Raw genomic sequence first — 26980 nt, 5'->3', positions numbered from 1 at the left:
GACCACTGACATAGCACTAGTTGATTATTCTAGCCTGGGATTAATCGCTGGTATCACCTTGAAACTGGCGATTTTCCAAGGCTCTATCGTCAAGATTTGTTGCCCAGATGAGAATTCAGTAGAGGAACGCTCTAATAAATCTACTCTATCCCCTAGATTTAACCCTAAATCACTTTGCCAAGATAACTCGGCTGTTTCTCCGTGACATTCATAACACCGCAGAATTAACTGCTGTGGGTCATCCTCAGATGGCTTGAAGGCCATCAAGATTAAATTTTCAGATGATAAATCTAGCAACCTCACCCCCAATTCCTCTTTACTAGTTGAGAGGGAAGAACTTTTATCTAAGTTTTGATTAACGGGATTCAATATCACTTGTAAGGGTATATTCAATTCATAGCCACGTCGTACTGTATGGGCTGATTCCCAGCTACCAGCATGAGGATACAAGGTATATGTGAACTCGTGAAAACCTCTATCAGCCTCTGAGTCTGGCCAATTAGGACTGCGTAGGAGTGTTAAGCGGAGTTGATTTGGTTTGCTGTCGTAACCGTATTTACAATCATTCAGCAAACTAACACCATAACGATTTTGGATTTTAGATTTTGGATTTTGGATTGTGTCTTCTGCTGTTAAATCAGCCCAACGCAAAGCGGGAACTTCCCATTTTGCCTGTTCTGCGGGGGTTTGCGGTTTAGTTGGACGACGAATTGCGCCACAGGGAATTTCGTATGTAGCAAAGTCTGCTTCAACATTCAAAGGAAAAGCAGCTTTTACTAATACATGATTTTCTTGCCAGTTGACAGTAGTAGCTATTTTCAGCAGAGGTGAAGTAGCTTGCAGAATATAGTCTTGGCAAAATTCCGATTCACCTAACTGACGCACCACGCGTACACGACTTTGCACTGCGCCTTGTTCTACCCACTGAATAGATAGAAGATTTGTTGAGGGTAAGGGATGTTGAGCGTAATTGGGGTCTATATTCCAAGCATCCCAATATTGACCACTGTCTTTAAAAGCTTGTAGTTGATTCCCCGCCCCATTCAAAACTTCTCGTTGATAAGTTTTATCAAAAACACTTGACAAATCTCCAGTATCAGGATCTATGACAACTCGTAGGAATTCATTTTCTAAAATCCAGTCTGGGAGGAGTGGGGGAGATGAGGGCGATGGGGGGGATGAGGGAGATGAGGGGGAAAGCCAAAATATGCGGTAGCCTATGGGTGGAATTTCGGTGGCGAGAAATAGTAGTGTTGATGGTTCAGATAATTGGGAGACAACCTGCTTTCCGGAAGCATCGTAAATCTGCCATTCCTCTGGCGTGGGTAAAGCTACAGAGACTACCTCAGAGCGTTGCCAATTGAGAGAATTAAAAACGAAAATAGGCAAACTATCGGGTTTTGGTGGTTCTGATAGAGTAATGTGAGATGCGATCGCTAAAAGTGATTCCTGTAATATCTTCGTTCCCATTTGTTCCACTTGCTGCCATTCGGGCAACGCATCCGTGTAAACTTGGGTAATTGAAGAACCAGGTAAAATATCGTGAAACTGTTGAAATAACACCTGCTTCCAAGCTGCTTCGATTTCTACTTTAGGATATGTCACACTACAGCTTACGGTTGCCAAAGTAGCAAATAGTTCAGCTTCATACAATAAGTTTTCACAACGACGATTCCAGCGTTTTTGCTCTGCGTGTGTAGTGTAGCAACCGCGATGGAATTCGAGGTATAGTTCGTCATTCCATGTGGGGAAGGCAGGGGGGGAATTATAATTACTGGCAGACGCGATGAATCGCGTCTCTACGATTTGTTGTAAATATTTTTCAGCCGTTGTAAATTCTAAATCTGGGAAGAAAGGCGACTTTTGCCAGCGTTGGGCGGTCTCTAACATATCACGGGTGGGGCCGCCGCCGTGGTCGCCGACACCGGGAAGCCAGAGGGATTCTGCTAAACCAGTTTGAGTTTGCCATTCAAGAGCGTAAGATGCCATTTTAACTGGGTCAATGCTTTCACCGATGAGTGCAGACATCAAACTAAAGACTTGGCTACCATCAGGCGATCGCCACCAAAAAGCCCCATAATCAAATTTAGTAGTATCATTCCACCGTAACTTCTGGGTGACAAAATATTCAATTCCGGCATTAGCGAAAAACTGCGGTAAAGTTGCACAAAAACCAAAAGAATCTGGAACCCACACCACAGTTGAAAGCTTACCAAATTTTTCCTGGATGTATCGTTGACCATACAATAGCTGACGGACTATTGATTCACCAGCAATCAGGTTGAGTTCTGGTTCCACCCACATTCCGCCGACAACTTCCCAACGTCCAGCCGCTACTTGTGCTTGAATCACGCCAAACAAATCCGGGCGATGTTCTTCAATCCAAGCATAAAGTGCGGGAGTCGAATGACAGAAAATTAACTCAGGAAAATCTTCTTGCAACTTCAAAACCGACTCAAAAGTGTTTTGCGCCGCATTCCAAGTTTCACTCACAGGCCATAGCCATGCTAAATCTAAATGAGCATGACCCAACAAGAAAATTTTAGATTTTTGATCCCCCCAACCCCCCTTGAAAAGGGGGGCTAAGATATCGGATTGAATTAAATTTTGCCGTAGAGACAAAAACGACTTCACTAATCCCTTCTCTTCCTCCGTGTCCTCTGCGCCTCTGCGGTTCGTAACCTCCCCCACCATCGCCGCCAAAACATCCAACCTCTCCGGCGCAAACTTTTCTAAATAAAGTTGCACCACAGCTAACTCATCAGCCACAAAACCCGGATCGGGATTATTATCAACAGTAGACTCATAAACTAGGAGCGATCGCACTAAAGCACCATCACAATGTCCCGGACTCACTAACCGCAAAGCCACAAAAAACTCTTCCCCTGGCGTCACCCCTTGACCCAGAAGCACTCTCGGCGAACAATCAAATAAATCACCCTCCAGCACTAACTCCCCATTTACATAAATCTCAGCAGAATCCGCCCACCAAACCAGCGCCAGCCGCAAAGATAACCCAGCTAAGGAATAGCCCTGTAAATCTTGGGGAACCACCACTCTTTGCACTAGCCATAACACTTTTTTCCCGCCTGTCCAAGCGATATGTTTTTTAGCATTCAACTGGACAGGTTGCCAATGAGACAAATCAGCAGCTACAACATCAGTAATAATCAGGTCAGATTCCTGGTATAGCCAAGTAGACTGAAGATTAACTTGACAAAAAGAGCGCAGTTGCTCAATTGCTTGTGAGATGAATTTGGTCTGGGATTGAGAGACAATCGGGGTCATATATTCGCTAAGATGAGGTGTTGGTCGTTTTTATTGTTTGGCGCGAGTCTCACAACTGAACAAGACTTGAACTAAAAAATTACTACTATGTCTTCTGGTTCCTCTGGTCGTTATCAAAGCAGACTATTTAACTTTGTCCACCAGCAATCTCGGCGGGTGACACAACAGTGGGAACACACCTTCCGGCATTTGCAAGTTGCTACTAAGTGGGGTGTGGAGGTACTACTTTACCCAGTGTATCTACTGTTTCAGTCATCTGAATCATCTGGGAAAACGCTACAGACCAAAGAACCACAAACTAGACTAAAGTTACAACCAAATGATACCGATTTCCAGCCCGAAATTCCAAATGTTGATAGTCTCATTCAACATGTACTACAGGCAGTTAATTATCTGTCATTTAATGAAGCCGCTGCTACTCCTACAAAAACAGTTGAACCTTTCAAACCCTTGGCTTTGTTGAAAGTTTTACGGCTGAAATTCGCTGATAATAAATCTACAAATAATGCTCATCTTACTCAATTATCAAATATTGCTGAGAATCAGACCGGAAGTCTCAACCCTTTACAGTTAGATAATGCTCTCAATCAGCATCTTCCAGTAGTGCGGGGAATTGCCACAAATTTGATAGATCGTAGTTTAGTACTTGTTAGTGCCGACAATGAAATTTTAAACGTTTTGACACCCCAGCAACAGGCAAAATTAGAAGACCGAATTATTAACGAAGTTGCTAATTATTGGAAGTCTTCTCTACGAGACGCTGCGCGTACCCCTACGGGGAAGCAAGCTACGCGTAGCGTTCCATTGGCGCAGCCTCTCGTAGAGAAGGAAAGGCAGTTGATTATAGCTAAAAAAGAAACGGAGCTATTACCACAAATTGACCGTTTATTAGCAAAACTCACTCATGGAACTACGGCTAAAACTGAAATTTTGGCTGAGGGGATACTAAAAGATTTACTTAATACAGATAAATTATTAGCATTTCTAGATATAGCCGTTGCTAAATTGGAATCAAATGCTTTAGTACCTGTGCAAGAACGTAGCCAAGAAATTGTCCAAGTTGCCCAAACTCAGTTAAATATATTTCTTTATGGCAAAGAGCAATTAGCTGCTAGGGGAAAAATTACAGCCAATGCTGACGGTTTGGAAACTTATACACTGAATCTTCAGGCTTTGATTGAGGCGGCGCTTAATTACTTTTTTGGTGTTGGTAATAGAAAAACACTTGAGTCAACAATGAGTAATGAGCTATTGCCAGACAAACTATTATCATCACGCCTTAGAAAGTTCTTGTCTAAAAGCCGTCAGTTGGAGAACCAGGATTTAACAAATGATCCTTGGCTAACATGGAATGATTTATTTGGCGACACCGAAACCATTGCCCAAAAGCCAGTTACACTTTCTGGGAAGACAAATCCTGCTTTAGCCTCAAGTTTATCAGTAGGACATTTTCCACAAAATCATTTGACTCTAAAACAACCTAAAGTTGGATCTGGTTTGGTGCGAAGAAGTCAAAAAACATCTGGAATTGCCTCTGCAAAACAATCCCGAACCAGCATTTCCCAAACTAAAAGCGATAGTCGTAAAGAGGAAATTTTGCACCAGCAATTTCACCAAAGCAGTCAAGTTGAGGCGCAGCCAGACTGGATAGAAACTAAAGCAACTTCAATAGGTTACGAGAAGCACCCCTTAGAGCAACTTCTAGAATGGGTTGATTATGTTATGCTCTGGCTAGAAGAGAGATTTGTAAAAATTTTTCAGTCGTTACGGCAACTATGGCTGGGAAAATAATAGTAAGTAGTAATTTTTAATTCGTAAATCGTAATTGAGATTCGTAATTAACCCTCGTTTGTCAGAGTGGGAAAAGCCAATGGCTAAAAGCCTTTTGGAGCTTTCCTTTTCACTTTTTAGCTAGAATTTTTAATTAATATTAGAAAATAAAACCTTAAACTTTTGTTAAATCAAAGTTCCAGAGTCTGGCTTTGATTATAGGACTTACGCATTGACAAGAAATACCAAATATCGATTAAGATTAAAAACCATATCTTTCGTAAGGGCTAAGCATTGCTTAGCCCCTACAGCATCGTCTATTTACGATCGCAGGATAATTAAAAAAAGCCTGAAAACTTCCTCAAGATAGGTAATGCACATCACGATGCATTTGTACAGTGCCTAAGTCCTAGATTATTGTTTTCCGAAAGTGACAAATGAGGGTTAAGATTCGTCAGATTTTATCTGGGTTTACAGGTTGACATTTTATGGCATAAAATCTCCTTTAATTTATGAATAAATCATAACTATTGAGATCATATTATTAACCAACCCACGGTTATAAACCAATACGGTTCGGTTAAGGCAAGAGACGCGATAAATCGCCGTCTCTACAAAAGACTGATTATTGTCAGGATTTACGCACAAGGAATGGAAAATCGTAGACGCAAAGCGGCTTGCCGCAGGCTACCACAGAGGACACGGAGGAATAAGAGTTTGAGAGTTTTTTTGCGTAAGTCCTAATTGTAAAGACGGCGATTTATCGCGTCTTTGCGATTAGCGGCGTGTCATCAAAAAACCTTATCCGAACCGTATTGGGAGTTCCCTAACTAAATTCACTGTAATTATTCCCTAGCTAGAAGCTATTTTTATTACAATGAGTGTTGACATGTTAGTAACTTACTGAAAAAATACATAAAAAATTAACCCTATGATTGACCATAGCGATCGCGTCGTGTCTCGTAGAGAAGGCAGATTTCGGGGTGTTGGAGGGCTTGACCTGTATTACCAAAGCTGGCATCTTGAGGGTAAATTACGGGCAATATTAGCCATTGTGCATGGACTTGGAGGGCACAGCGATCGCTACAATAATATAGTTCAGCATTTGATCTCCAAACAATATGCTGTCTACGCCTTAGATTTGCGTGGTCATGGACGCTCATCAGGTCAGCGAGGCTATATCAACGCTTGGAGTGAGTTTTGCGAAGACTTGGGAGCCTTTTTACAGTTAATTCAAACTCAGAATCCTGGATGCCCAATTTTTCTTTTGGGTCATAGTTTAGGCGGGGTGATTGTCTTAGATTATATTCTGCGCTATCCCCAACAAGCATCAGTTTTGCAAGGTGCGATCGCTCTAGCGCCAAGCTTAGGGAAAGTTGGGGTTTCACCTATTCGAGTGCTTTTAGGAAAAATGCTCTCACGGGTGTGGCCGCGTTTTACCCTGAATACAGGCATTGACCTGAGTGCTGGTTCACGAGATCACCAGGTTTTAGCCGCATCCGCTCAGGATACACTGCGACATACCCAAGCTACTGCCCGTCTGGCTACAGAATTCTTTGCAACAGTTGATTGGATTAATGCTCACGCAGCTGATTGGCAATTACCGTTGTTGATTCTCCACGGTGGTGCAGACCGAGTGGCTTTACCTGCGGGAAGTGACATCTTTTACCAACGGGTAAACTGCAAAGATAAGCTGAGAATCGAGTATCCGGGAGCCTATCACGAAATTCAGTGTGACCTAAATTACCACGAGGTATTGGCTGATTTGGAAGATTGGTTGGAGCAACACTTAGTATCTGAGACAACGCATTTAGTACGGTGAAGCGGTGATATCATGTCCGCCAAATTACCCATAATAAAAGAACCCCACCCCGCCAAAGCTGTGCTTTGTCTCCCCTCCCCGCAAGCTCTTAGGGGTTGGGGGTGGGGTTCTTCGGGTTTAATAAGTAATCAAGCGGACATAATATGAGTTATGAGCGATCGCTTCATCTACACAAATCTCAATAATCCCAATATTTTTCTGTATAAACATTAACAATCCTTAACAGATAATACTATTAAGGATTGTTAAGAGGAGTAAAAACTACTCACAAACCCGATTGTTTCTTAAAAATCATCGAGAAACTGACTAAGGCGACTGATTACGGGGTCAACCTCTTGAGGAGGGGTAGCAACAGTATAAGAAGTATTATTTACTACTTCTAATTGAGTTGGAGACTGAATGAACGATCGATCATTGACTATGAGCGCCAGTTGTGCAACTTGTTGAGAAAGTTGCAGTAGATGGTGTTCCATCGCCTCCAAACGATTAGATCCCTTGGCAAAAAAACGTTCCTCAAGTCCAGCCACTTGACGTTGCAGTTCACCGATTTGCTGTTCAATCGGTGTTGTTGCTGCTGTTTGTGGAGCAGGTTGTACAGATTCCGGTACACATAAAGATTGCCATAAGGCTTCTTTACAGAGGTCGCTGAAAGTCTTGTCTGGTTGTTTTTCCAAATAACTTTCTACTTGCGCTAACAAGCTTTCATCAGCAAGCTCTGGGTTGAACGTGACGGATTTAACTACCTTTTTTGACCATTGGAACATCAGCTTTATGCCCTAGCAGCGCGATTGGAGGATAATTGTGCCTCTCCATAAATATACTGCCCCAAAGCATTCGCCTGTCGTGAAGGTGCTGCTAAATGAGCATTAATCTTTGCTTCTTTGAGCAGACGTTGAACGTCGTCCCAGAAGAACTCACCACCCCCGCCAGTTAGAATCACATCGGTGACACGTTCTGGCAACCAGGCTAGCACACGGCTACAGATTTCGCGCGAAAACATCTCCGTGAGGTTGGGAAGAAAATCGTCTAGGTTGGTGGGCTTGCTAGCGCCTTTAGGACGGTAATAGCGTTCACCTCTGGGTTTGTTGACAGCAGAAATCAGGGCTAGAGATTGACTATCTGCTCCCTCGATTTCGGCGGACACCAATTCATAAAACTTGTTCATACCGAAGTCTTCGCTCTTAGAAGCACCTCTGGCAAAACGGAAGTTATCTACCATCAAAAGATCGACGGTTTGATGTCCAATATCAACGATCGCCACTGATATTTTTGTAAAATCGGGACTGCCAGGACTTTTCTTCGGTTGAGCTTCAGACCACAGCAGGCTGCCGTAGCCCTCTGGCATTACCCATACCTTACTGACGTTGAGCGATACAGATTCGCCTCGGAAGTTCAACACATGAGGGCCGCCTACTTGGCTAATCAACTGGGCTTTTTCCTTTTCAAATTGTTCTAAGGAAAGAAAAGGCAGACCTAGTACGACTGAGATATCGTCTCTGAGTTTGAAGTAGCCAGCACTTGCTAACACTTTTACCAGTGCAGCTTCTACCTTGGATTGGCCAACTCCTAGATTTGCCCCAAAATCGGCTGCCAGTTGACCAACAGCATATCCATTTCCTTGATACTCCAGCCACAAATCCATTAAAGGGTCAGTAGCCCTGGCTTCAAAAACACCGCCGCGTACTTGTTCAATTGACATCTGCTTGACGTTGGCAGGTACAAACACCACATTACCGGGTTCACGACTCACACAAGTTTTTGTGGAAGTTCTGCCTAAATCAACACTGAGAATGGTTTTCCCTGGAACACCGCCTGTCTTGGGAGGAGTATTATTATTAACAGCATTGATCGGAACTGCCGCTCTATTCATGGGTATAGCAGCAGCATTGATGGGGTTAGCAGCAGAAGGTTGGTCTGTCATGAAAGCTCCTAGTTCAAACTTAACTGTAAAAAGTTGTCTTGCTCATCTTACAAAAATGCGAGCAACCAGAAATTCTAGGTTGCGTCAAGTGTAGCTAGAAATACGCCAAAGATTAATTCGGATTCCGGCGATACCTCTGATAAGCTCATGCCAACGCACATCTAGTATTATTTGGCATAGTGTAGGCGAATTTTAGCCAGATGTAACCCCTGCTTTCACTGCTTTCAAACCAAAAGCGTCCGTGTTTCATCTTCTAGTGCGTCTTAACTGGCGCTTAAATATCCAGAAAACAAATGCTAGAACCAAACCCCCAAGTACGATTTTGGATACAGGAGCAAGGTACTTGTCCACAAGTTCATACTGACTACCTAATGCGTATCCTGAGTATGTTAACAAACCCACCCAAGCTGCGCTACCCAATGTTGTGTAAAACAAAAATGGTAGCAGGGGCATATTGCTGATCCCTGCGGGAACAGAAATTAAGGTGCGAATTCCTGGCACAAGACGACCAATTAATACTGCTTTTCTACCTTGTCGGTCAAACCACTCTTTGGCCTTGGTGATATCTTTACTGGATATAGCCAGCCATTTGCCATACTTGTCAGCCCAAGCTTTCAAACGGGTTTCGCCCAAAAACTTACCCGGATAGTACCAAATAAGTGCGCCTAATACAGAACCCAGAAGTCCTGCGAAAAAGACACCAATGATATTCAGCTTTGCCCCTCCTGGTTGATATGGACTTGCTGTAAATCCAGCCAGTGGCATGATCAATTCTGAAGGAATGGGGGGAAAAAGGTTCTCTAGGAACATTAGTAGGGCGATTCCCCAATAGCCAAAATAGTTGATAGTATTAGTTATCCATTCAAGCATTGAGCCAATTCCTAAAATTGCTGTACTATTCCTGTGACTAAGATTCCGCTTGAGCTTTTTTAAAAGGTAATTGTCCCAGCTTGCTAGAGTCAAGGTAATTTGACTGTACTAAAAGAAAGTTGGCATCGCAATGAAGAAACATTTTACTATGAGGAGAAGTTGGGGTAATAAAACCTATCAGCAGGGGTGAGAGGAAATGAACTCCAGCGATGAAGATGAATTGATATACCGTTAAGTAAATCAGTAATTAGGATGAGCAAGCCTTGAAGAAAACAAGAAATAAGGCGAGATAGGCTTGAGTTGAGAGGTTTTAACATCCCCCACTCCTGGGAGCATCCCAATGCAAGCAAATTTACCAAGTTAGCAGGTAGTCATTGCGAATGGAGCGTACTCCTACGGAGAAGCAAGCTACGCGGTAGCGTCTCGTAAGAGAAGCGGAATGTTCGCCCAAGGCGTTCCCGAAGGGTAGCAATCGCAGCATCTAGACTTTGCGATTGCAACTCTAAGAGACGCTTCGCGAACGCTTCATATTATGTCCGCATAATTAGTTATGATTCCCACAGTCATTGCACCCCACCCCGACAATCGTCGCTTTGTCTCCCCTCCCCGCTTGCGGGGAGGGGATTAAGGGGTGGGGTTCTTCGGGTTTAATAAGTAATCAAGCGGACATGATATCATTTCATTACGTACCCTGCGGGAACGCCAAGGGCGAACGCAATGACAAAATATGTTTTTACACATTTGGGATGCTCCCTCCACTCCCTACCCATCTTTACCCAATTCGGTAAGTAGCCGCCGAATCATAGATGCATCCTCAGCATCGGGGACTTTTGCTAAATAATTTTGTAAGTCGTCTACGGCTTGGGAGTAGTAACTTAGTTGATAATAGATTAGACCGCGATCGCGTAACTCTAAAGTTAAACCAGGAAACAGCAACAAAATTCGTTCAACTGCTGCTAGCGTTTTTTCTAACTCTTGCTGTTTAAGGTAAATAAATTTTAAATTTGTCAGCATCCGTCCTAAAAATTGCCGATTACTGACTACAGCTAAAAATTCTGGTTGTAGCGTCACAGGTTGCTGATAAAGTTGAGACAGGCGTTCCTCGCAATCTTGAGCAAATATTATTTCACCACCATTGAAGGCATCGACAAAAATCTCTATATCTGGAATATCCGGGCGAATCAGAAAATGTCCTGGCATCCCCACACCCACCATCGGAAAATCAATCCGTCGAGCAACCTCCAGGTAAACCAGCGCTAAGGTAATGGGAATCCCCAATCGGCGGTCAATTACATCATTGAAAAAGCTGTTGCGTGGGTCGTAATAGTCAATTTTATTACCAGAAAACTTTAAATCTTCGTAGAGATACTGATTAATACTTTGAACTATCCGCAAAGGATATCGTGAGTCAGGCAGGCGTTCTTGAAGCTCCCATGCCATTGTATCAAGGGCGTTGAGATATTCCTCTGGGTCTAGCTTGGGATATTCTTCTTGTGCAATATACAAAGCTGCCTTTGCTAAGTCAATTTGCTCGTCAGACTGTTGAATCTCCTGGTAAAAATATTGTCGTGCTGACGAGAAATTCATAAGCTGTTGCTCGGTGGAAGTATGACGATGAAGCCAGAGCGGCTTGGCTGAAACTGAAAACAGTTTTTTGTACCTATTTTTATATTAGGGATATTCAGAAGATTTGGAAATTTAGTTTGTGCATAAGTTTCATGACCTTAATCTATCCAGGGGATGAAAATAGGTTGATGTAGCTTTTTATGTTGACTAAAATATAGTTTTATGGTATTAGTTTGTGCTAAATCTGTTTTGAGCAATGTAAAGATGTATGGTGTCAAAGTACCAATTAGTAATTATTAGACCTCTTGCATAAATCAAAAATAAAGAACCCCACCCCGCATTTGCTCACGCAAACGCTCCCCTCCTGCTTGCGGGGAGGGGTTAGGGGTGGGGTGTGTTAGGGACTTTTGCAAGAGGTCTATTAAGTATCCGCTCAATAAATCGGGGCAAACTACCAGTTCAGGAACGATTTTACGCCATTTGAGGCTTGTCACTGAACGATTTACCCCAGATTATTGAGCGGTTACATTATTAATTACTCAAATTCCGAAATGGCGTTAAGAGGATGTGTATTAACTATTTGAATAAATGGTATACACTGCTCTTTCTGCGATCGGTAGGGAGAGCAGATTTTTTATCTAAACTTTCCTAATGGAATTTAGCAAGCGTTAGCGTTCGCGGAGCGTCTCGTAGAGAAGCTCGCCGCAGGCATCGCTATCCTAAGTTTTTAACCAGTGTGGTTTAAATCGGTAGGTATTATATTTGCATAGGACTTACGCAACTGTCACAAGTAATGGTGTCGCTACACTACACCGCGTGCCAAACTATTAGACCAATACCTAGTAATACCCATGTACTATAAAATGGCGATCACATTGTACCAGTTGCGTAAGTCCTGTCTAGAACGAAATAGCCCTGGATGAAAATAGTGTTAATGTAGCTTTTTAGTATTGACTAAAATGCATTTTTATAGTAATAACTATGCTAAATCTGTTTTGAGCAATGTAAAGATGTATCCAATTAGTGATTACTAAATTACCCAGATTCCGAAATGGCGTTGAGAGGATGTGTATTAACTATTTGAATAAATGGTATAGCGCTGCTCTTTCTGTGATCGTCAGGGAGAGCAGATTTTTTATGTAAGCTTCCCCGATATGTGTTATCTTAGCAAACTACAATCACCGCCAACTAACTTTTAGTGAATGCTGTGTCTGCGATGTCTACGATGGGCAGTGCCTACGCAGGGCACATAATACTTGTGTATCTACTGGATATAACTTTACTGCAAGTTTATATACCTATTCATCTAAATAATAGCCGGACAATTACTATACAAGCTTGATAAAATTAGGCTTTTGAGAGTTTTTCTATTTGAGAAATATCCAAATTACTATTGTAAAGTTTTAGTAAAGCTCAGTAATAATACTTGTTTTTCAAACTCTATTTACCAATAATGCTCGTAATTATACGATTAGTTGAAATCGAGCTAATAATACACCAGCAACCTAATATATATGTGCGATCGCAGCGAGAGGGTAATTATTGCCGTTTCGCCGCCAGAGGTTGATAAGCAATTTAACTCGGATATTTGGATAGGTAGTTTATTTCGACTTTATCCATATAGCCACCAAAAACCCCAGTCTACAGAAGTCGTCTACCTTTGGATAAAGTCGAGCTTCTGAGGTATTCCATTAACAACATTATCTAAAATCAATTGAGAACCTGAATCTATGGCAAATTCTACTTTTGTAAAATTCGGTACTCAGTCTTTACTGGGAACCATTGCGATCGCAACGGTAATAGGAATTGGGTCTCCTGCTCATGCTTACACGTTCTTTTTCGGTGAGGATCTAGGCTTGGGCGAAGGCACACGTCTGCCCAACACTCCCAATGCAGATGCTGCACGTAAAAATTTCCTCTCTAACCTAGTGCGAGTGGGTGTAGCAACTGAAACCTTCGAGAGTTTTGCCCCTGGCACAACTCTTCCCCTACCTATAACCTTCCCTGGTGCTGGTACTGCGACCTTGCAGGGCGACGGGACTATAAACAACGTACCCACTGGGACTAATGGAAGTGGTCGTTACCCGATATCGGGTGACCAATACTTTGACACCAGTAGTGCTAGTTTTTCGGTTGACCTCACTGCTCCAGTAGCAGCTTTTGGCTTTTACGGCATAGACGTTGGGGATTTTAATGGTAAGTTAACTCTGACACTCGCAAACGGAGGTACTGAGACTTTCAGCGTTCCCAACACCGTTTCTAGTCTAGGCGGCTCGGCACTTTACTATGGCATCATTGCCTCAGACCCCAGTGAAGTTTTTACACAAGTGACCTTTGGTAACACCGCAGCCGGGAGTGACGTGTTTGGTTTTGATAACCTGACTATCGGCAGTATTGAGCAAGTGAAAGCTGTTCCCGAAGCAACTTCTATGTTGGGTGTCTTGGCATTTGCTGCTTTCGGCACCGCTTCAAAAGTGAAGCGCAAACAACTCAAAGCCACAGCTAAAGGCTAAATTTATCGCCAACTAACTTTTAACACTACTGCTGTGTCTGTACCATCCTGACACGGCAGTTTTAACATTTTTGAGGGGTCTAAGTCCCTCGCTTCTAAATCGCGACAAGTTTTGCGGTGGGGTTAAAATCCCCAGACGCTCGCGGACTCGCTAACGCTTCGCTAATGCAAAACTTAATTACGAATTACGAATTACGAATTATTTTAATTTTGAGTCTCTCTCAGCCCCATGCTAAAACTTACCTTAATTTTGATCCCCAAGCCCCAGTCTTAAGGATCAATTTATGGCGTAGAGTAGGGTCGTTCAGTGCTAATCTGAAAGGTGACATTGCTTAATTTTATGTCTTCTCCGACCTTATCTGAAATCTAGCTTCACTCATTAGGCGCAGCATGGTAACAACCGCAGAAAAAACAAACATTGGTTACATTACCCAAATCATTGGCCCAGTTGTAGACGTTAAATTTCCCGGCGGGAAATTGCCACAAATCTTCAATGCTTTGAAAATTATTGGCACCAACGAAGCTGGACAGGAAATCAACCTCACTGTTGAAGTACAGCAACTGCTGGGCGACAATCAGGTGCGGACTGTTGCGATGAGTTCCACCGAAGGCTTAGTGCGCGGTTTGGAAGTCACCGATACAGGCGCTCCCATTACCGTGCCAGTTGGTAAAGCCACCTTGGGTCGAATTTTCAACGTCCTTGGCGAACCTGTGGACAACAGGGGCCCAGTAAATGCTGAGGCAAGTTTACCTATCCACCGCTCTGCTCCCAAATTCACCGACCTGGAAACCAAACCTTCTGTGTTCGAGACTGGGATTAAAGTTGTTGACCTGATGACTCCCTATCGACGCGGCGGTAAGATTGGTCTGTTCGGCGGTGCTGGTGTTGGTAAGACCGTGATCATGATGGAGTTGATCAACAACATTGCTACCCAGCACGGTGGAGTATCCGTATTTGCTGGCGTGGGTGAGCGCACCCGTGAAGGCAATGACCTCTACAACGAAATGATTGAGTCTGGGGTGATCAACAAAGACAACCTCAATGAGTCAAAAATTGCTCTAGTCTACGGTCAAATGAACGAACCACCCGGAGCGAGAATGCGGGTTGGTCTTTCGGGATTGACAGTAGCAGAGTACTTCCGGGATGTGAACAAGCAGGATGTGCTGCTGTTTGTTGACAACATCTTCCGGTTTATCCAAGCAGGTTCGGAAGTATCCGCGCTCCTGGGTCGGATGCCCTCAGCGGTAGGATATCAGCCTACCTTGGGAACCGACGTAGGTGAACTGCAAGAGCGGATTACCTCAACTACAGAGGGTTCCATTACATCCATTCAGGCAGTGTACGTACCTGCGGATGACTTCACCGACCCCGCACCTGCTACCACCTTCGCCCACTTGGACGGTACAACATTGCTGTCTCGTGGTTTGGCAGCTAAGGGAATTTATCCCGCAGTTGACCCCCTTGGTTCAACTTCCACCATGCTCCAGCCCAGTATTGTCGGTGACGAACACTACAATACTGCCCGTGCGGTGCAATCAACTCTGCAACGTTATAAAGAACTCCAAGACATTATCGCCATTCTCGGTCTAGATGAATTGTCTGAAGAAGACCGTCTGATCGTAGCGCGGGCGCGGAAAGTTGAGCGCTTCTTGTCTCAGCCGTTCTTTGTAGCAGAAGTATTTACCGGTTCTCCTGGTAAGTATGTGAAGTTGGAAGATACCATCAAAGGCTTCCAGAAAATTCTGTCTGGTGAGTTGGATGCTCTACCAGAACAGGCTTTCTACTTGGTTGGCGATATTAACGAAGCGATCGCTAAAGCTGACAAAATCAAAGGTTAGTCATTAGTCATTGGTCATTAGTCATTGGTCATTAGTCATTAGTTCAACTGCTAATGACTAATGGCAATTACAAATGACAAAGGACAAAGCGCAAAGTCTGAGCGCCGGCTTCCGGCGAACAGAACTTTGTAAGAGAGGACAAAGGACAAAGCGCAAAGTCTGAGCGCCGGCTTCCGGCGAACAGAACTTTGTAAGAGAGGACAAAGGACAAAAGACAAATGACATTAACCGTTCGTGTAATTTCCCCAGACAAAACAGTATGGGATGCCCCAGCTGAAGAAGTAGTTTTGCCTAGCACCACTGGTCAACTAGGTATCCTAACTGGACACGCACCACTTTTGACCGCTCTGGATACTGGTGTAATGCGAGTTCGCGGCGCGAAAAATCAGAATTGGGAAGCGATCGCCCTTTTGGGTGGCTTTGCCGAAGTCGAAGAAAATGAAGTGACAATTCTAGTTAACGGCGCTGAACGTGGCGACAAAATTAACCTTGATGAAGCCCGTACTGCTTACAATCAAGCAGAAGCGCGTCTAAGTCAAGTGTCAGCAGACGATCGCCAAGCCCAAATCCAAGCAACTCAAGCCTTCAAACGCGCCCGCGCTCGGTTTCAAGCGGCTGGCGGTTTGGTCTAATTTTACTTTTTATTTCAACTTTGTAGGTTGGGTAATGTCCAACCTACAAATTATTTATTAATAGGACTTACGCAAGAGTTACGGAATAACGAACCACAGAGGCGCAGAGTACACGGAGAAATCAGAGTTTGAGAGATATTTTGCGTAAGTCCTAATTAAAAAAGAACTCAGGAGTCAAGAGCGGAGCCGGAGCAGGGCGAAAGCTCCGGTCATAATTCAGTATTAATTCTGTATGGGTGCTAAAACTTTCTCCGTAAATGGATGCAGTATTCTGAATTCTGAATTCTGAATTCTGACTCCTTGTTTATTAAATTTAAAAAAATTACGCCAAGTTTAAGAAATCGAAGCAAGCCTTTGTGAAGTGTTAACTTAGCTAATTAGTTGCCCAGATGGGCACAAATTATGAAAAGCTTTTCATCTTTACTTGGGACACGTAAACAAAATAAGGCAGCTCGTCTTGCAGCATCTATCGTAGCAACGTTAGCGATCGCTGCGTCAACGTCTTTAACGAACGCTGGAAGTATTCACTCTGCCAATGCAACTCCTGTAAAAACAACTACTGCATCAGTTCAGCTAAATCAGACCAAACCAAATATTTCCCAGTTACAAATTAGCAGGACTCAATATCAAGCTGCTGGAATTGATCCTTTTGTACTAATCCCCATCGTCCTTGTCGGGGGTTTAGTTATATTTGTCCCCCTATTCTTTGGCGGGCTTGTAGTAATTGGCGAGCGTGAAGTAGGCATTGTAGTTAGAAAATTTACCCTTTCCGGGCGCGGACTCCCCGCCGGAAGTTTGATTGCTCTCAACGGCGAAGCTGGCTTGCAGGCAGATACTTTAGCTCCTGGTTGGCACTGGGGCTATGGGCCTTGGCAGTATTCTGTAAAAAAAGAGCCGGTAATTGTCGTTCCCCAAGGGGAAATAGCTTTGATTGTGGCAGCAGATGGCGCATCCAACCCACCAGAGCGGATTTTGGGTAAAATTGTCAGTTGTGACAACTTCCAAGATGCTCGGAAATTCCTCACCCAAGGCGGCGAAAAAGGGCGGCAAATGGGTTTTCTTACGGCTGGTACGTACCGGATCAATACCGCCCTGTTTAAAGTCATCATGGCAGCAAATGCCAGCGCTCATGGCATGACTCCAGAACAGTTGCGGGTGTACAGTCTGGCATCTGACAAAGTTGGCATTGTCACTACCTTAGATGGTTTACCAATCTCTGCCGGTGAACTTGCAGGCCCCATAATTGACGGACACGACAACTTCCAAAATGGTCAGAAATTTATTAATGGCGGTGGACGGCGAGGTTTACAAGAACAGACCTTGCTTTCTGGTTCTTGGAACTTAAACCCTTGGTTTGTCCAGGTTGAGCAAGTGCCCATGACCGAAATTCCTATTGGGTATGTGGGTGTGGTGATTTCTTTCGTGGGTAAAGCGCATCAAGATGTCAGTGGTGCAGCTTTCACCCACGGTAACTTGGTGAATCCTGGACATAAGGGCGTGTGGGTCGAACCACTGTATCCTGGCAAGCACCCGATTAATTCCCGGATCATGAAGATGGAACTGGTGCCAACGACCAACATTGTATTAAATTGGTCAGATCGCACCGAACGCCACAGCTATGATGCTCAACTGGCTTCTTTAACAGTGCGATCGCGTGATGGGTTTGCCTTTGATTTGGAAGTAGCGCAAATTATCCATGTGGGTGCTTTAGATGCCCCGAAGGTAATTTCTCGCGTTGGTGCAATGCAAAATTTGGTAGACCATGTATTAGAACCAACTATCGGTAATTATTTCCGCAACTCAGCCCAAGACTATACTGTACTAGACTTTCTCACCGCTCGGAGTGAACGACAATCTGAGGCTGCTGAGTATATTAAAACAGCATTGCGGGCTTATGATGTGCAAGCGATCGACACCCTGATTGGTGATATTTTGCCACCAGCATCACTAATGCAGACACAGACAGACCGGAAAATTGCCGAAGAAGAACGCAAGACTTATGAAGTCCAGCAGATGGCTCAAACCCAACGGCAGCAGCTTGTCCGGGAAACGGCACTCGCTGATATTCAGCAAGAAATGGTGAAATCGGAGCAGAGTGTACATATTGCTGACCTAAAAGCCAAAGCCCAAATTAAGCAGGCGAACGGTGAAGCTGAGGGGACAAAACTCCGGGCAATTGCTGAGGCTGAAGGTATCCGTGCCATAGGTAACGCCAAAGCTGAAACCTACCGCGCTGGTGTGGAAGCCTTGGGTTCACAAGGTTATACAGCAATGCAACTAATGCAGATTATAGGCGATCGCAATGTCCGCTTGATACCAGATGTTTTAGTTGGCAGTAACGGCAGCAATAACGGCTTAGTGGATGGGCTACTATCCATGATTTTATGGAATCAAACTGGTAAGGGTGAATTGACACCAACACCTTTGCATCCACAACCAGTAGTTACCAAAGCACAACCAGCCTCAGAAAACGGTCATCCACCTATAGTTGTAAATTTTCCGGCGGATAAGCAACATTAGCAACATCTGGTAGGGGCGCACATATCCATGCGTGTCAACTTAACGTTAAAAGGGCGGTTATAAACCGCACGCCAGTTGCAACAAGAGTGGCTCGCCGCCCAACGCACTGGCTTGTCTACACGAGACAAAACCTGCCTCCGTGGGTTAAGCAATCAAAGATTTTGTATTAGTCCACGGAGGTGGACGAGAGCGAGAGTGCCGCGAATTCCCTGAGCCAAGGCAAAAGTAGACACCAATGGCACATATCTGCCCCCTACCCATACATCTGTCGCATTCTTATTTCAAATTGGTTAGGACTTACATACAAGCATGGTCATAGATTAAGCTCATCAACCATTTGTCAATAAGTAATAGTGCTTGAAATTTCGCCAAAATCAAAGTCGTAAACATAATTTTTCAGCTTACCTTGGAATTCCCCGTCGCTCAAAATAGATTCGCTCTACATCAGAACGAGCAGCTATCGTTTGGATTAACAAAGGGGTAACTTCCGCTACTACAATTGGTGTATAAAGAGATTGATAAATGACCCGCTGGTTACTTTCCTTTAGTTGGTTTACAAGAGGTTGCTGAATTGCCTCATAGTGAGATTTAAGAGTATTGAAGTGATTTTGATACTCAGTGCGATTCGAGCCTCGATAAGGCTGAACTGTTTTTCCTTTTAGATGAAAAACGACCCTGATAGGGCTATTGCTTCCTTGACTAATGCGATTAGCTAATTCGGTTTCCAATTTGCCAACGAAGCCCTTATTGTTGATTGCTTGAATAGCCTGCTCTAACACTTCCTGACTAATTTGATTGCCAGCAGCATCAAGGGATACACTATAGATATTGCCTTGGGTATCTATTAGCTTAAACCGCGTGATTCCAGTATCAGCTAGAGTTACTTTGTTAGCTACACTGAGGTGGTCAGCCGAGATTCCTGTAGTCTAAGAAATCTCTAACTTAGCTTTTTCAGCCAAATTGTTCAGTGTCTGGTTTCCTGAAAGCGGAAGGCCAAAGGCTACTGTAGGCACAAATGAGATAATAGCAGATAAGCAAATGGTTAGACCTAAGAACTTCTGCATCTTGATAATAAGTTATTTTTACTAGTATTTTTTAGCAATTTTTATACTTGATTGTAACCAATAAAAGCGCTGTAATACTTGTTTAACTAGAGAACTTATTGTTTTGAACGTAGGAGCAAAAGCTACGTGGTCGTAAACGTAAGTATGGTGACAAAGTTCAACATGATAAGTTTTCAACCGAACATGATATGAAACTGAAGTTCCGAGTTCTGAGTAACTAAAAACAGCTATATTTTATTGTGGATGCCCAGTAGGCAAAGAAATTTTGCTTTTACAAAAACGTTATCGTTTACTCAAGCAGATTGGTAAAGGAGGATTCTGTAAAACCTTCCTCGCTATAGACGAAGGTCAGTTTCCGCCAGTTCCTTGCGTCGTTCAAGAATTATCGCCAGAATACGAAACTTCTATTACTTTTCAACAAAAGGCGCAAAAGCTAGAGGAATTAGGAAAGCATCCGCAAATTCCCGCTTTGTTGGCTTATTTTCAGCAGAATGGGCATTTTTATTTAGTGCAAGAGTTTATTGCAGGCACTAATTTAGCTCAGGTAGTTGAAGAAGAAGGCGCTTTTAATGAAACTCAGATTTGGCAACTTTTAGAAGATTTATTGCCAGTTTTTCAGTTTATTAGCGATCGCCACATCATCCACCGCGATATTAAACCCCACAATATCATCCGTAGATCCCCAATTACCAAGAAGGGGGATTTCGTCATAGTCGATTTTTCCACTGCGAAAATCGTCACAGAAATCGATCGGCTAACATCTGAAACCAGTATCGGCAGTCCAGAATACGCTGCACCAGAGCAGACGAAGGGAAAAGCCGTTTTTGCTAGTGATTTATATAGCTTGGGTGTAACTTGTATTTACTTACTTACCCAGATTTCTCCCTTTGATTTATTTGATATTGCAAATGATTGCTGGGTTTGGCAACAATATCTTACTACTAAGGTAAGCGATGTCTGGCGACAAGACTCAAAGAGTCTACGCTTGGCGCAAATTCTCGACAAGCTGCTGCAAAATGCTGTTAACCGCCGCTTTCAATCGGCTGATGAAGTTATGCAAGCAATGGGTATGGAATGTAAAACTCAAAATTTTAAATTACCAAATCCTCCTTGGCGATGCTTGCATACCCTAACTGGGCATTCTGGGAGATTGAGTAGTGTTAATGCCCTTGCCATCAGCCCTGACAGTAGTACTTTAGCCAGTGCTAGTGATGATAAAATCGTTAAATTGTGGGATTTAAATACCCAAAAATTCCTAGCTAGCTTATCAGGACATTCCCAAGCTGTAAAATCAGTAACCTTCAGTCCTGATGGTCAAATTCTGGCAACTGCTAGCGATGATAAAACTATCAAATTGTGGGAGGTTGAGACATTAAAGGAAATCTGCACCCTCTTGGGACACTCACACGCGGTAAAATCAGTTGCTTTCAGTCCAAATGGGCAGATTCTCGCTAGTGGTAGCTGGGATAAGACAATCAAACTCTGGGATGTCAATACTGGCACAGAAATTTACACCATCATTGGACACCAATTACAGGTAAATTCAGTAGCATTTAGTCTCCAAGGACAGCTTTTAGCTAGCGCTAGTTATGACAGAACAATTCGCCTGTGGCAGATACCTGTATTAGGAAGAGGCAGGGGAGCTCTTAGCTGGGAGCAGGGAGATATGAATAGTGCTGAGTTAAAAGACCACTTACAAAGGGCGGAGGACATTCCCCCTTTCTCCCTGCCCCCTGCCCCCTTGCCTCTTGTTCAAAACCGCCCATGCTATAGCTTGTTAGCCACCCTTTCGGGTCATGCATGGGCGGTTTTGACAGTCGCTTTTAGTCCCGATGGTCAAATTTTGGCGACGGGTAGTGATGATAACACTATTAAATTGTGGGAGGTAAACACTGGTCAGCTAATTTGCACACTTGTAGGCCATTCTTGGTCTGTGGTGGCTGTGGCTTTTAGTGCCGATGGCGAAACACTCCTAAGTGCAAGTTGCGACAAAACAGTTAAACTTTGGAGAATAAGCACAGCAGAAGAGATTGGTACTCTCTCTGGTCATGTAGACTCAGTATCTGCTGTTGCTGTGAGCAAAGTTACACAATTAATTGCAAGCGGCAGCCGGGACAAGACTATCAAACTGTGGCAGCTTGTAGAACAGGACAATAGCTAATTTTGTAATATCAAGCGCTACCTGTGAAGGCAACTTCTGGAAATTTCAACTGAGCTTCTGCCATTGGACGGTTTCTACCTTCCTCTTGCCAGTAGTTAATCACTTCTGTCGCTTTATTAAGCAACTCAACACGATCCACGTCAGTAATCCAATGTTTGGACTCTAATTCCTTTTTTAACTCTTCCCAGGCATCATTTCTGGGCCAGAAAAAGTACTTAGTCAAGGGACTTGTGCCTTTGCCGACAATTTGATCGACTGCTAGAGCAACGTTTTCGTCTAACCACAGAATTTTCAAAATAAACTTGGTCAATCACACCTCCGGGAATTTCCGGGCATTACTGAACTAGGATAGCGATCGCTTATTTTAACGCAATAGTCTATCAAATGACCAAACAGTGATTGAGAATGGGCTACCATAAGGTTTAGTCGGCGCTAACTAAAAATGCTTATGACTGCCCAACTGCCCCAATCTCAAACAACATCTGGTTCAGATTTATATAAGCAAGACTTTTACCTGTGGATTCAAACCACGGCAGAACTGCTCAAACAAGGTCGGCTGACAGAACTGGATTTAGAGAATTTGATTGATGAAATTGAAACGATGGGCAGGAGTGAAAAGAAAGCACTAAGAAGCAATTTGCAAGTGGTGCTAATGCATCTATTGAAGTATAAATATCAAGCCGAGAAGCGCTCTGGTAGGTGGCGAGCAACGATTAGGGAGCATCGCAAACACCTCAGAGAAGCTCTAGAAGAAAGTCCTAGCCTTAAACCCTATTTTGATCAGGTTTTCGGACTGTGTTATGACGATGCTAGGCTCTTGGCTGCCGATGAAACTGAATTGGCTGTGGCTATCTTCCCGGAACAATCTCCCTTCACGCCAGAGGAAGTCCTCAACCCCGATTTTTTACCTGAGCTATAATCTCACCCCTCTCTAGAAGATTTTGCTGTTAATTTGGAATTTTGAATTCGGAGCGAAGCGACGTGACTGCTCAACTGCCCCAATCTCCAATGACATCTGGTTCAGATTTATATGAGCAAGACTTTTACCTGTGGATTCAAACCACGGCAGAACTCCTCAAACAAAAGAATTTCACACAACTGGACTTAGACAACCTGATTGAAGAAATTGAAACGATGGGGAGAAGTGAAAAGCGGGCATTGGAGAGCAATCTGGAAGTGTTGCTGATGCATCTGCTCAAATACCAAATTCAAACTGAAAGGCGCTCAAAAAGTTGGCAGTACACAATTTTGGAACACCGCAGACGAGTCCAAAAGGCACTCAAGGAAAGTCCGAGTTTGAAGCCTCACTTTGATCAAGTTTTCGATGAAAGCTATCAAACCGCTAGACGACTGGCTGTAATTGAAACTGGATTAGCGATCGCCACTTTCCCTGAACAATCTCCCTTTACACTAGAGCAAGTCCTTGACTCTGATTTTTTACCGGAGTCATAATCTCACACTCTGGTTTGGATGAATAATCAGATCAAGCAAGCCATCAATGAGGCGATCTTCCTCTATTGACATAATATCTCCACCATGCAGCAGATTTCGCATAGTCACAATATGGATCAGCGTTCCGATAAACGTTCGGGCTGCAACTTCTGGGTCGGCAAGCTGAAGTTTAGTGAAAGCTCGATTTATTAATTCAAATGGCAAATTGCGGGATGGGCAATATGTTCGCGCTCGGATTATTTGGAACCAGCAGCCGGGAATTTTGATTCCGACTCAAGTAGTGACTCGCATTGGCGGACAGAGTTTTGTCTATGTGGTGGAAGAAAACAAGTCAAACGAAAAGGTGGTGGAAGGAGACAAGTCAAAGGAAAAAGTGGTGGAAGGAGACAAGTCAAAAGAAAAGCCGCAATTCGTCGTGCATCAAAAACCTGTGAAGTTGGGTGAGGTGCAAAGCGATCGCTATCCCATTTTAGAGGGAATTAAACCAGGCGATCGCCTAGCGGTGTCTAACATTCTCAAACTGCGAGATCAGACCCCCATTCAACCACAATCTTAGGAGTAATTATATATGTCGATTGCAGACAATTTTATCCGGCGACCAGTCTTATCAACGGTTTGCACCCTCATAATCTTGCTGATTGGTGGTATCTGTATTCCGCTCTATAGAACTTAGACAATCTTGGATATGCCAAGAAAGGGGTCTATTTCCTGTTTCATCCGGTCTCCCAGGCAGATCCCGTCCACAGGCTTCCACGACAGAGCTTGCCGCAGTTAACGAATAGTTTTTAATGTTTATCACAATATTCTCCGATATCTTCTGCTATTTATGAAAGGATGAATACATAGAGCAAGATGATCGGATATAAAACTCTTTGACTCCCTACCCATGACTGAACCAACTTCTGCAAAAGCGATCGTTGTTTTCGATATTGATGGCGTTGTGCGCGATGTTAGCGGTTCCTATCGCCGTGCGATCGCAGATACCGTAGAACATTTTACCACCCAAGCATATCGGCCAACCCCACTAGATATTGACCAACTGAAGTCTGAAGGCGTGTGGAATAACGATTGGGAAGCATCGCAGGAATTGATTTACCGCTACTTTGAAACCCAAGGACAGACGCGCGAACAACTGCAACTAGATTACAGTGCGATCGTTGCTTTTTTTCAATCACGTTACCGCGGCCCAGACCCAAATAATTTTACTGGGTATATCTGTAATGAACCCTTATTATTACAACTTAGCTATTTAGAACAACTTACCCAAGCGGGGATTGCGTGGGGATTTTTTAGCGGTGCAACTCGTGCTTCCGCTAACTATGTCTTAAAAAAACGCCTGGGCTTGGAATCTCCAGTGTTGATTGCGATGGAAGATGCACCAGGTAAACCAGACCCTACTGGACTTTTTGCCACAGTTCGTGAGTTAGATAATGGAATTGAGCAAAAATTAGCTGTAGTGTATGTAGGAGATACGGTAGCAGATATGTATACCGTCGAGAAAGCACAGGCTTTGGATTCTTCTCGCACTTGGATTGGTGTAGGGGTTTTACCGCCCCATGTGCAGGAAACAGCAGCGCGTAGTGATGCTTATGGTGAGACACTGCTAGCAGCAGGAGCAGTGGTAGTTTTAAGTAATGTGCAGGAATTGACCCCAAGACAGATTCAGGAATTGGGAAGTTGATCTGCCGGATCTGTGTTATAAGTACAGTTTTGCGTAAAAGCGTAGCGTTTTTAATGCAAAGGAACGCATTGGCATTGCATCGGGACACATTGGCATTGCATTCGGATGCATTAACATTGCATCGGGACGCATTAACATTGTATCGGGACGCATTGGCATTGTATCGGGACGCATTAACATTGTATCGGGACGCATTGGCATTGCATCGGGACGCATTAACATTGTATTGGGATGCATTGGCATTGCAAGGTATTGCTAAATTTAATTCGCTACGAATTAATGAAATGCTGTACTAAGATCAATCAAGCTAGGGGTGCATGAATGACTGGCTAATAACAATCTTGCTTTAATGATTGGGAGATTAATAAAAATGTCTGCACTTAAACTGCCTAACGGCCCCCAAACTCATCCTTGGGTACAGACCTATCAGTGGCTGACTAATCCCTTAGAATACATGGAAGCCTGTGCTAAACGCTATGGTGATATCTTCACTCTTCGGATTGGCCCTGTTTTTAGTCCTCAAGTGTTCATTAGTAATCCCCAGGCGATTGGGCAGATTTTTACCACAGATCCAAAACAGTTGGACTCTGGTGAATCGGCGGGTATTAAATCGCCCTTATTGGGAAAGCAATCACTATTAGCTCTAGAAGGTAAGCCTCACCAACGCCAACGAAAGTTGTTGACACCCCCTTTTCATGGAGAAAGAATGCTGGCTTATGGTCAGTTAACCCGCGACATTACAGAGCAAGTAATTAGTCAATGGCAGGTTGGGGAATCTTTTTCAGTTCTGCCATCTATGCAAGAAATCTCCTTAGAAGTGATTTTGAAAGCTGTATTTGGTCTAGCAGACGGGCCACGTTATGAAAAACTTAAAAAAGTGCTGCTGGAAATCCTGAATCCACAGCAACCTTTCGTTACGGCAATGATGCTTGTTTTCCCATCACTGCAACGAGATTTAGGTTCTTGGAGTCCTTGGGGAAAATTTCTGCGTTTACGAGAGCAAATGGATGAACTCATATATGCTGAGATTCAGGAACGCAAAGAGCAACCTGACCTATCTCGGACTGATATCCTATCTTTGATGATGGCAGCTCGTGATGAAGAGGGGCAGTCGATGACTGATGTAGAGTTACGCGATGAGTTAATTACCCTCTTGGCCGCGGGTCACGAAACTACGGCAACTTCCTTAGCATGGGCTTTCTACTGGATTCACCATTTGCCAGAGGTGCGTGCAAAACTACTGCAAGAAATAGATAGCCTGCGCGAAAACCCTGATCCAAATGCTATTTTGCGTTTACCTTATTTGAGTGCTGTTTGTTCAGAAACCCTCCGCCTGTATCCAGTGGTAATGTTGGCATTAAATCGCTTGGTTAAATCCCCGCTAGAAGTCATGGGTTATCAGTTGAATCCTGGTACTCTGGTGATTCCTTGTATTTATCTGACCCACCATCGAGAAGATTTATATCCCCAGTCGAAGCAATTTAAGCCAGAGCGTTTTCTAGAACGGCAGTTTTCTCCTTCTGAGTATTTGCCTTTTGGTGGCGGGAACCGTCGCTGTATTGGGATGGCATTTGCTCTGTTTGAGATGAAGGTGGTTTTGGCAACAGTGCTGTCTCGCTCGCAGATGGAACTGGCTGATAGCAAACCAGTGCAGCCAGTGCGTAAGGGTTTCTTATTTAGCCCAGCAGGTGGTGTACAGATGGTGGTGACTGGGAGGCGTGAGCAAAATCAGGCAGTTCGAGAGACTAGCTCTAGTTTAACGTGAGTTCGATGGAACTAAAAAATCGCAGGAGGTAGAGCAGGTAAATCTTTCGGGGAAATGTCAATACCAGGTTTTTTGGGTAAATAGGTGTAGGCGGTTAAACCAGCTATCAAGTTAACC

Annotated in this window: 21 protein-coding genes and 1 pseudogene; 12 read left to right on the top strand and 10 right to left on the bottom strand. The window is 43.7% G+C overall.

Translation table 11 applies throughout. The annotated features are described in order from the left end of the window. Positions 1-24 precede the first annotated feature (24 nt). Positions 25-3288 carry an alpha-mannosidase gene (locus LC653_RS09420; protein ID WP_229494238.1) on the bottom strand — a complete coding sequence of 1088 codons (3264 nt, stop codon included), beginning with the start codon at positions 3286-3288 and terminating at the stop codon, positions 25-27. 87 nt (positions 3289-3375) lie between these two features. Here LC653_RS09420 and LC653_RS09415 point away from each other — a divergent pair, with 87 nt between their 5' ends. After that, positions 3376-5079, top strand: a complete 1704-nt coding sequence (locus LC653_RS09415) for a hypothetical protein (protein WP_229494237.1) — start codon at positions 3376-3378, stop codon at positions 5077-5079. A gap of 910 nt (positions 5080-5989) precedes the next feature. Then, complete coding sequence (locus LC653_RS09410; RefSeq protein ID WP_229494236.1) at positions 5990-6880, top strand: alpha/beta hydrolase; 891 nt, start codon at positions 5990-5992, stop codon at positions 6878-6880. Positions 6881-7164: 284 nt separating this feature from the next. Here LC653_RS09410 and fcmC read toward each other — a convergent pair whose 3' ends face one another. The 4 genes from fcmC to LC653_RS09390 all read right to left on the bottom strand — a co-directional run bounded on the left by fcmC (position 7165) and on the right by LC653_RS09390 (position 11258). Further along, on the bottom strand, positions 7165-7644 hold the full coding sequence (fcmC, locus tag LC653_RS09405) for a filament morphology membrane protein FcmC (protein ID WP_229494235.1): 480 nt from the start codon (positions 7642-7644) through the stop codon (positions 7165-7167). Between the two features lie 5 nt (positions 7645-7649). Then, positions 7650-8801 carry a filament morphology actin-like protein FcmB gene (fcmB, locus tag LC653_RS09400; RefSeq protein ID WP_229483416.1) on the bottom strand — a complete coding sequence of 384 codons (1152 nt, stop codon included), beginning with the start codon at positions 8799-8801 and terminating at the stop codon, positions 7650-7652. A 246-nt stretch (positions 8802-9047) separates the two neighbouring features. Then, positions 9048-9671 carry a DedA family protein gene (locus tag LC653_RS09395; RefSeq protein WP_094347282.1) on the bottom strand — a complete coding sequence of 208 codons (624 nt, stop codon included), beginning with the start codon at positions 9669-9671 and terminating at the stop codon, positions 9048-9050. Between the two features lie 762 nt (positions 9672-10433). Next, positions 10434-11258: a SirB1 family protein gene (locus LC653_RS09390; RefSeq protein ID WP_229494234.1), complete on the bottom strand. Its 825-nt coding sequence runs from the start codon at positions 11256-11258 to the stop codon at positions 10434-10436. A 1709-nt stretch (positions 11259-12967) separates the two neighbouring features. On the opposite strand from LC653_RS09390, the gene LC653_RS09385 reads away from it, so the two are divergent. From LC653_RS09385 to LC653_RS09370, 4 genes are all read left to right on the top strand, one after another. Beyond that, positions 12968-13750: a hypothetical protein gene (locus LC653_RS09385; protein WP_229494233.1), complete on the top strand. Its 783-nt coding sequence runs from the start codon at positions 12968-12970 to the stop codon at positions 13748-13750. A gap of 389 nt (positions 13751-14139) precedes the next feature. Beyond that, complete coding sequence (atpD, locus tag LC653_RS09380) at positions 14140-15588, top strand: F0F1 ATP synthase subunit beta (protein ID WP_229494232.1); 1449 nt, start codon at positions 14140-14142, stop codon at positions 15586-15588. A 218-nt stretch (positions 15589-15806) separates the two neighbouring features. Next, positions 15807-16220, top strand: coding sequence for an ATP synthase F1 subunit epsilon (atpC, locus tag LC653_RS09375; protein ID WP_109011899.1), 414 nt, complete (start codon positions 15807-15809; stop codon positions 16218-16220). A 402-nt stretch (positions 16221-16622) separates the two neighbouring features. Beyond that, positions 16623-18740 carry an SPFH domain-containing protein gene (locus LC653_RS09370; RefSeq protein WP_229494231.1) on the top strand — a complete coding sequence of 706 codons (2118 nt, stop codon included), beginning with the start codon at positions 16623-16625 and terminating at the stop codon, positions 18738-18740. Positions 18741-19141: 401 nt separating this feature from the next. Here LC653_RS09370 and LC653_RS09365 read toward each other — a convergent pair whose 3' ends face one another. Then, entirely contained in the window at positions 19142-19519 is a 378-nt protein-coding gene (locus LC653_RS09365) for a hypothetical protein (protein ID WP_229494230.1), read from the bottom strand. Positions 19520-20069: 550 nt separating this feature from the next. On the opposite strand from LC653_RS09365, the gene LC653_RS09360 reads away from it, so the two are divergent. After that, a complete protein-coding gene (locus tag LC653_RS09360) occupies positions 20070-21965 on the top strand; it encodes a serine/threonine-protein kinase (RefSeq protein WP_229494229.1) in 1896 nt (631 codons plus the stop codon). A 10-nt stretch (positions 21966-21975) separates the two neighbouring features. Here the strand turns inward: LC653_RS09360 and LC653_RS09355 are convergent, their stop codons facing one another. Next, positions 21976-22275 (bottom strand): 30S ribosomal protein PSRP-3, encoded by a 300-nt coding sequence (locus LC653_RS09355; RefSeq protein ID WP_069071048.1) that lies wholly within the window; start codon positions 22273-22275, stop codon positions 21976-21978. A 138-nt stretch (positions 22276-22413) separates the two neighbouring features. Between LC653_RS09355 and LC653_RS09350 the strand changes: the two genes are divergently transcribed. From LC653_RS09350 to LC653_RS09340, 3 genes are all read left to right on the top strand, one after another. Beyond that, positions 22414-22884, top strand: coding sequence for a DUF29 domain-containing protein (locus LC653_RS09350; protein ID WP_229494228.1), 471 nt, complete (start codon positions 22414-22416; stop codon positions 22882-22884). Positions 22885-22946: 62 nt separating this feature from the next. Next, complete coding sequence (locus tag LC653_RS09345; RefSeq protein ID WP_229494227.1) at positions 22947-23417, top strand: DUF29 domain-containing protein; 471 nt, start codon at positions 22947-22949, stop codon at positions 23415-23417. Positions 23418-23589: 172 nt separating this feature from the next. Then, a complete protein-coding gene (locus LC653_RS09340; protein ID WP_229494226.1) occupies positions 23590-23973 on the top strand; it encodes an efflux RND transporter periplasmic adaptor subunit in 384 nt (127 codons plus the stop codon). A gap of 51 nt (positions 23974-24024) precedes the next feature. Here LC653_RS09340 and LC653_RS09335 read toward each other — a convergent pair whose 3' ends face one another. Further along, entirely contained in the window at positions 24025-24216 is a 192-nt protein-coding gene (locus LC653_RS09335; protein ID WP_229494225.1) for a hypothetical protein, read from the bottom strand. 87 nt (positions 24217-24303) lie between these two features. On the opposite strand from LC653_RS09335, the gene LC653_RS09330 reads away from it, so the two are divergent. Further along, on the top strand, positions 24304-25098 hold the full coding sequence (locus LC653_RS09330; protein ID WP_229494224.1) for a TIGR01548 family HAD-type hydrolase: 795 nt from the start codon (positions 24304-24306) through the stop codon (positions 25096-25098). 15 nt (positions 25099-25113) lie between these two features. Here the strand turns inward: LC653_RS09330 and LC653_RS09325 are convergent, their stop codons facing one another. Beyond that, positions 25114-25335: a hypothetical protein gene (locus LC653_RS09325; RefSeq protein ID WP_229494223.1), complete on the bottom strand. Its 222-nt coding sequence runs from the start codon at positions 25333-25335 to the stop codon at positions 25114-25116. Between the two features lie 133 nt (positions 25336-25468). On the opposite strand from LC653_RS09325, the gene LC653_RS09320 reads away from it, so the two are divergent. After that, positions 25469-26863 carry a cytochrome P450 gene (locus LC653_RS09320; protein ID WP_229494222.1) on the top strand — a complete coding sequence of 465 codons (1395 nt, stop codon included), beginning with the start codon at positions 25469-25471 and terminating at the stop codon, positions 26861-26863. 11 nt (positions 26864-26874) lie between these two features. Here LC653_RS09320 and LC653_RS47880 read toward each other — a convergent pair. Further along, a pseudogene (locus LC653_RS47880) lies at positions 26875-26980 on the bottom strand (IS982 family transposase); the annotation flags it as partial.

This window comes from Nostoc mirabile CHAB5784 (genome assembly GCF_020829645.1).
GTDB lineage: Bacteria > Cyanobacteriota > Cyanobacteriia > Cyanobacteriales > Nostocaceae > Nostoc > Nostoc mirabile.
This window is presented reverse-complemented; position numbering and strand designations above follow the sequence as displayed.